This is a genomic window from Methylobacterium adhaesivum (assembly GCF_022179065.1).
GTDB lineage: Bacteria > Pseudomonadota > Alphaproteobacteria > Rhizobiales > Beijerinckiaceae > Methylobacterium > Methylobacterium adhaesivum.
In genome coordinates this window covers 1-5936 of sequence record NZ_BPQD01000054.1, presented here as the reverse complement: position 1 = coordinate 5936, position 5936 = coordinate 1, and the positions used below count along the sequence as shown (strand labels likewise).

The following is a 5936-nucleotide window of genomic DNA, read 5'->3' as shown; positions in this document are numbered from 1 at the left end:
AGCTTCAACGCGAAGCTGCGGGATGAACTCCTCAACGGCGAGGTGTTCTACACCCTCAAGGAGGCCAGCGTCGTGATCGAGCAATGGCGTAGGCACTATAACAACATCCGGCCGCACTCGTCGCTCGGCTACCAGCCGCCTGCGCCCGAGGTCGTCATCTGGCCAACCGAACCGAGCGGCTCAGGGCCGCTCGCTCACCCCGCCATCGTCACGCGACTGACGATGCACTAACTTCGAACCTGGGCCACCGAATGGGGGCAGGCCACACTGAAAAATATACGCGTCTAGGGTCTAGTATTTATTTCGCACTGTAATTGATGATGAAAACGTATGCTTACGCGCGAATTAACACAATATGTATGCATTAATACTGATTGTTCCAGAGATCAATACGCAGAGCGCGACGCGTATACGGGAACGATCTCGAGTCTATTTTCCGCCGTCATGAACGACACCACGCGCAGGCCACCCGCCAGCGACAATATCACCTCCGACACGCCGCCAAACGTCACGAGATCCCCACCCTCGCGGCCGGCGAGGCGGGCGAAGGCCGGAGGCCACAGAACCTCGTCACTCCAATTGCAACAGGTGATCGACCGCCCGTCCTCGATCCGTCAACTCCACTCGATCATCAGCCCGATCAAACCCTCCGGCTCGCCGGGGGAACTGTCGCGGCGAGTGCTCGGCGTGAGCGCTCCGAGTTCGATAGACAGGGCCGAACCATGCCCTCGCCAGACGTGCGCGACGACCAGCCCGCGGGCCGCCGCGCGGAGGTGCTCGATCCAGTCGGTCATTTCGAACTCGAGTAACACGGATCACGCGCTTGAAGCCCTACGCGTGAGCCGGCTTGTCAGCGGAGGGGGTGATTCCGTACCGCAGCTTGCGTACCACCCAAATCGCTGCTGGAAACCTTTAGGCGGACAGCCTTAGGATAACCGCAGCAGATCCGGCGATATGGCCCAAGGTAATCAGCACCGATCCGGTATGAAACCCGCCGAAACGTCTACGATTGCCCGTGTCCGTCGCTCTGTTGATGGCGGGCATGAGGATCTGGCGCGCGAGGAGTGCCGTGGCGGCGATGAGACCCAGGATAAGCGCGGAGGTCCGATCGATGCTGGCTGTCAGCGCGACGCCGGCAAGGGCGCATCCGATGACAAAGACGTAGAAGTGCGGGAAGGCGCGGCGCAGGAGCGGGCCTGCCTGGTCGGCAGGAAGCGCGCTGAACAGGAACGAAGCGAAGCCGAACGAGTACAAGACCATCCCCCCGAATAGGAGGGCGGTCATAAGGATAGCCGCTTGCGAGAGCATCGTTTTCAAATCTCGATGGTTTTCAGATCACCCTTGCGGGCGGCGTTCGTTTCCCTCGGTCCCACCGATATCGTGCCTGTTCCTCGGGAGAATACTCCCCTGCTTCGCGGGCGAGGTGAGGGGGCGGCGCTTAGATCGAGTCTTTCGGTGTCTGCTTCGTGCAGGCCCTGAACACGTCGCTGATCGCCAAGTTTGCATGCGCGTCCATGCCCGCAGCGTCATTGAGGCAGGATAGCACATCCTTGAGCGGAGCATCTCCTCCCCCAGATTTCTCCAACTGCTGCAGGAGGCGGTCCCGGTCCACACTCGGTGCTGCACTCCAATCACGCAAAGTGTCCTGCGGTTGCAAGGCCAAAGCTGGCGTTGCAACGGCCGTCAGTATCACTATCAGTACAGAGCGAACTGGCATCGTCGGAATCCCTCAATCAAAGTGGATTAAGAACAAACAAAGGCTGCAACATTTGTTCGCGTCATAGGACGTTGTGGCTGAGCGTTGCTCAGGCGGTTTACAAAAACACGTTTTTCGCTGACGCACCGGTGGCGAAGCGTGACTCGCCCTCGTCCTCCCTGGTCAGTGAACCACGTTCCAGGTCGTACCTTCGCTATCTGTGAAGCCGAACCGTGTTGACGATGCGCCTTGACACCGCACGTGACCTGCGCGGGGCCCCGGATCTATAACCGCCTATCGGACTACGTTGGGTCGGATGCGGAACGTTCGCCTCCGGCTTGCGGAGTAGTGGCCGCTCGTCACTCAGAAATGATCTTCTCACGGTCAAGCGGATCGAGTTTTGATCCTACCAGAAATTGCGCGACCGAACCCTGATGATGGGCATGCGGTCGTCGTGATCTGCCGGGTGACCTGACTGGTATTTTGGACCGAGCCGATTGAGAGGCTACTGCATGGTAGCGGCCATGGGTAGCCGGAAGGCCAGATCCGGGAAGGTGACAGGCGCGGGCAGCCGGTAGCTCAAGGACGAATGCGGTCGAACGCGGTTGTAGGTATTCTGCCAGATCCCAATCACGGTCCGTGCCTCCTTGAGCGAGTAGAAGATCTCTTGGCGTAGGCACTCGTCCTTCAGCTTGCCATTAAAGCTCTCACAAGAGCCATTCTCCCACGGCGATCCTGGTGCAATGTACTGGATCTGCGGGCCGGTTTTGGCGACCCAATTCCGCAAAGCCTTCGAGATCATCTCTGGACCATTGTCGCAGCGGATGTTCTCTGGGATGCCATGCAGACACATCACATCGGCCAGCGCCTCGATCACACCCAGACTGTTGATGCGCCTCGCGACCTTGAGCGCCAGGCAGGCGCGACTGTGCTCGTCGATCAGCGTCAGGATACGCAGGCTTCGCCCGTCATGGGTCTGACCCTGCACAAAGTCGAAGCTCCAGACATGATTGCGATGGAGAGGCCGCAGCCGCACGCAGGAGCCATCGTTCAACCACAGCCGGCTTCGCGGCCGATGCTTTTGCGGAACCTTGAGCCCCTCACGACGCCAGGTCCGCTGAACCCGGTCTTTCCCCACCTGCCAACCCGCTGCCTGCAGCAGCGCGGTGACGCGGCGGTAGCCGTAGCGCCCGTACTCGGACGCCAAGGCAACGATGGCGCGGGTCAGCGCATCCTCGTCAGCCGGCACCGTCGGCACGTAGCGTTGCGTGCCCCGGTGCTGGCCGACGATCCGGCAGGCGTGGCGCTCCGAGAGGCCGTACTTCTCCTGGATCGCGTCGACTGCCTGCCGGCGTCGCTCCGGGGCTATAAGTTTCCCGAGGCGACATCCGCCAGCACTTGCTTCTCCAGGGACAAGTCAGCCACGAGCCGGCGCAATCGCGCGTTCTCCCGCTCCAGATCCTTCATCCGACGGGCTTGGTCGATCTGCAAGCCACCGTACTCCTTGCGCCAGCGATAATAGCTTTGCTCGGAGATCTCGGCCGCCTTTCAGGCCAGGGCCAAACTCTTGCCCTCGGCTGTCTGCACCTCGATCTGACGCAGCTTCAGCACCACCTGCTCCGCACCCGTCTTCTGACCTCGCTTCATATCCAGCTCCTTCAGTCCTGGCTGATCCTCTCAATCAGCCCAGTCCAAAGCTAGCCGGTCAGGTCACCTTGACCCCGGGGCACTAAGATTTATTTGCGATTACATTGGCTTTAAGCGTCTGGCGATGTCAGCCGATGGCGCGCCACGATCCCTGCAAAAATTGAGGCCGCTCAGGTGACCGTCGCGACGATTATTCCACTACCCCCACTCAACATTCTTGTTGAGCGCGCACCCGGCGCGGTGATTCCGGAGACGGGTACGACGGGACAAGCTATGCGCGAGAGCCTGTTGTCGCTCACGCTCGGCCTCACAGGCGGCATGGAGGCCGTCGCGCGGGCTGCCGGGCAAGTCGATCGATCCACGATCAAGGTGCATGAATCTTCCGCGGTCGTCTGACCTCGCAGTCGAGGTTCTTGATGCGCACTGAACAACGGCTTACCGACAACGCGAACGAAACGGGTCCGGTAGGCCGTATTTTGATTTGTCCCAACGAGGCCCCCATGACTGAGGAGGTACTGTATTGGGTTTCCGACGAACAGTGGAAAGTGTTCGAAGCATACATTCCGAGGTCAAAGTCCGTCCGCGCTGACGAGCGCAGGACCCTGTCGGGCATCCTGTACGTTCTCCTGAATGATTGTCGGTGGCCAGATTGCCCAAAGGCATACGGGTCACAGAGCACGGTCTACCAGACCTTTCGGCGCTGGAGACATCGGCCTTTTTGGACGCCGATGCTTCTGGCCCTGGCTGAAGCGGGATGGACGCGGGAAGCACGAGCCCTGGACCCCATCGCGATCAGTCTCTCCCGGCCGGCGCGGCACGGCCGGAAGATTGATCAGGGCTGGCGACAAACCAATCGAAAATGGCTCTCAGGGCGAACCGATCGGGTCACCGGTGAGACAGAGGACTGAAGGCCCCGGCCGATCCAGGGCCTTCCTCTGGTACAACCACACTCACCACTTGTAGGCGAGGCTTGCGATCACCCGGCGGGCATCTCCGTAGAAGCAAGAATTGACGGCGTTGCAGGACGAGACAAAGCGGCGATCACCGATGTTGGTCGCATTGACGGCCAGACGCCAGTTCTCCCAGTTGTAATGCACCTGGGCGTCGAACAGCACGTAATCGGGTACCCGGAACGTGTTGAGCGTGTCAGCGTAGGACCGACCAAAATAGCGCACGCCGCCGCCGAAACCGAAACCGCGGAAATCCCCGGTGGGAATGGTGTAGTCGAGGAACAGCGAAGCGAAGTTGTCCGGTGTAGCGACAGGAACCCTTCCGATGGTCGCTGCATCCGCACTCCGCTCGACGGTCAGGCCGAAGACCGTGAAGGCCGCGACCGCGTTGAGGCCTTCCGCCAGGGAGGCGGTGAACTGCGCCTCAAAGCCGGTCGAACGAACTTGGCCGATCTGGGACTGAAAAAATGTTCCCGGGACCGGGGTCAGCACGTTCGAGCGGTGGATATCGAAGCCAGCGAGGGTCAGGAAGTAGCCTGCGCCGGGCGGCTCGAACTTGACGCCACCCTCGATCTGATTGCCGGTTTCAGGCTTGAAGGCGACGTTGTTGGCGTCCGACCCGATCTGGGGCTGGAAAGATGTCGAGTAGCTAATGTACGGCGCAAGCCCGAAATCGTAGTTGTAGATCAGCGCTGTCCGGTAGGTGAACGCGCTATCACTACGGCCATTCGTGTTTGCAGGATTGAGCCGGTCGCGAACCAAATTGTTCGCAAAATCGCCGCGGCCGCCGACAACCAGGGTGAGGCGGTCGGTTAGCTTGATCTGATCCTGGGCGTAGAGGCCCGTCTGCTCGAAGGTATCGGCATTGATCAGGTAGGGGAGCGGGCTAGCGACCCGCTGCCCATAGACCGGGAATCGAATGCTGATGTCGGGGCCAGGGAACGTTGAGGCTTGGTTGTCGTGAAGCTGGTAGTTCTTATAGTCCAAGCCCATCAGCAGGTCGTGACGGAAGAAGCCGTCCGAGAAACGGGCCTCGGCCTGATTATCGACCTGGAACAAGCCGACCTTTGCGCTGTCACGGAATTGATAACGGGCGAGGCGCGTTTCAGTCGCCGGATCGCTGTAGCCGATCTGGCCGATATAGGAATTCTGGAAGCTTTCGAGGAACGAGTACCGCAAGTTTTGACGGATGGTCCAGGTCTCATCGAAGGCGTGTTCGAACTCATACCCGGCGAAGGCCTGGTCACGGCGGAAGGTGTTGAGACCGATGTCGCCGACGTTCAGGGAGCGCGGGATACGCAGGCCGCTGAGGTTCGGCCGCACCGTGCCGGAATAAGGCAGGAAGTTCGAGGTCACCGCCGTGTTGTCGTGCTGGTAGCTCGACAGGAACGTGAATTTGGTGGCCCCATCCGGCTTATAGGTGAAGGCCGGTGCGATGTAGACGCGATCGTCCGGTGCGCCATCGACCTGCGTTCCGCCCGTATGGCCGATACCGGTCAGACGATAGAACCAATGGCCGGAATCGTCTGCGGGACCACTGAGATCAAAGGCGGCATAGCCCTGGCCAAAGGAACCGCCGCCGACCTCGACATAGCGAAGCGGATCGACCGTCGGGCGCTTGGAAACCTGGTTGATGAGACCGC

The 5936-nt window shown here is 60.4% G+C and carries 6 protein-coding genes and 1 pseudogene; 3 read left to right on the top strand and 4 right to left on the bottom strand.

Going from position 1 to position 5936, the window contains the following annotated elements; translation table 11 throughout:
* A partial coding sequence (locus MFF01_RS21930) for an integrase core domain-containing protein (RefSeq protein ID WP_238227640.1) occupies positions 1 to 231 on the top strand: 231 nt, incomplete at its 5' end.
* 383 nt (positions 232 to 614) lie between these two features.
* Here the strand turns inward: MFF01_RS21930 and MFF01_RS21925 are convergent.
* From MFF01_RS21925 to MFF01_RS21915, 3 genes and pseudogenes are all read right to left on the bottom strand, one after another.
* Complete coding sequence (locus MFF01_RS21925) at positions 615 to 794, bottom strand: hypothetical protein (RefSeq protein ID WP_238228582.1); 180 nt, start codon at positions 792 to 794, stop codon at positions 615 to 617.
* 118 nt (positions 795 to 912) lie between these two features.
* Positions 913 to 1284 carry a DUF4149 domain-containing protein gene (locus tag MFF01_RS21920; RefSeq protein ID WP_238228580.1) on the bottom strand — a complete coding sequence of 124 codons (372 nt, stop codon included), beginning with the start codon at positions 1282 to 1284 and terminating at the stop codon, positions 913 to 915.
* 917 nt (positions 1285 to 2201) lie between these two features.
* Positions 2202 to 3343, bottom strand: a pseudogene (locus tag MFF01_RS21915) (IS3 family transposase).
* 174 nt (positions 3344 to 3517) lie between these two features.
* Here MFF01_RS21915 and MFF01_RS21910 point away from each other — a divergent pair.
* The gene (locus tag MFF01_RS21910) at positions 3518 to 3739 is read left to right on the top strand and encodes a hypothetical protein (protein WP_238228578.1); all 222 of its coding nucleotides are present in this window, start codon (positions 3518 to 3520) and stop codon (positions 3737 to 3739) included.
* Positions 3740 to 3759: 20 nt separating this feature from the next.
* Complete coding sequence (locus MFF01_RS22180; protein WP_353959544.1) at positions 3760 to 4251, top strand: transposase; 492 nt, start codon at positions 3760 to 3762, stop codon at positions 4249 to 4251.
* Positions 4252 to 4293: 42 nt separating this feature from the next.
* On the opposite strand, the gene MFF01_RS21905 is transcribed toward MFF01_RS22180, so the two are convergent.
* Positions 4294 to 5936: TonB-dependent siderophore receptor (locus MFF01_RS21905; RefSeq protein WP_238228576.1), on the bottom strand; the 1643-nt coding region annotated here is incomplete at its 5' end.

Coding starts and splice junctions, on each gene's coding strand:
- MFF01_RS21925 (WP_238228582.1), bottom strand. CDS start 794: ATGACCGACTGGATCGAGCACCTCCGCGCGGCGGCCCGCGGGCTGGTC.
- MFF01_RS21920 (WP_238228580.1), bottom strand. CDS start 1,284: ATGACCGCCCTCCTATTCGGGGGGATGGTCTTGTACTCGTTCGGCTTC.
- MFF01_RS22180 (WP_353959544.1), top strand. CDS start 3,760: ATGCGCACTGAACAACGGCTTACCGACAACGCGAACGAAACGGGTCCG.